This window comes from Isoptericola croceus (assembly GCF_029382255.1).
Taxonomy (GTDB): Bacteria; Actinomycetota; Actinomycetes; order Actinomycetales; family Cellulomonadaceae; genus Isoptericola; species Isoptericola croceus.
In genome coordinates this window covers 1-275 of sequence record NZ_JARLLG010000219.1, presented here as the reverse complement: position 1 = coordinate 275, position 275 = coordinate 1, and the positions used below count along the sequence as shown (strand labels likewise).

The window sequence follows — 275 nt, the reverse complement described above, 5'->3', positions numbered from 1 at the left end:
GTTGCCAAAGTGCAGCCGTACATAGTTGCTCACGGCAGCAATTTGCGCGTCGCTCATATCGCGGCCAAAGGCTGGCATCAATACATCCACGTCATTGCCTTTACGTGACAAGCCGTGGCTGATGGGCATGACCAAGTTGTTTGGCAACGCAGCAGTGACAGCGGTGTTGCTGGTCAAGCTTGGGTAGAAGTGATCCGCAGTGCCTTGGCCGTTACGGCCGTGGCAACTGGCACAAGCGTTGTCGTACAGCTTAGCGCCATCCACAGTGCTGCTGT

The 275-nt window shown here is 56.0% G+C and carries 1 protein-coding gene; it reads right to left on the bottom strand.

Annotated features, from left to right (window positions below; genetic code table 11):
* Positions 1-264, bottom strand: a 264-nt coding sequence (locus PZC42_RS22415) for a c-type cytochrome (protein ID WP_308199852.1), incomplete at its 3' end; no start/stop codon positions are given.
* Positions 265-275 lie beyond the last annotated feature (11 nt).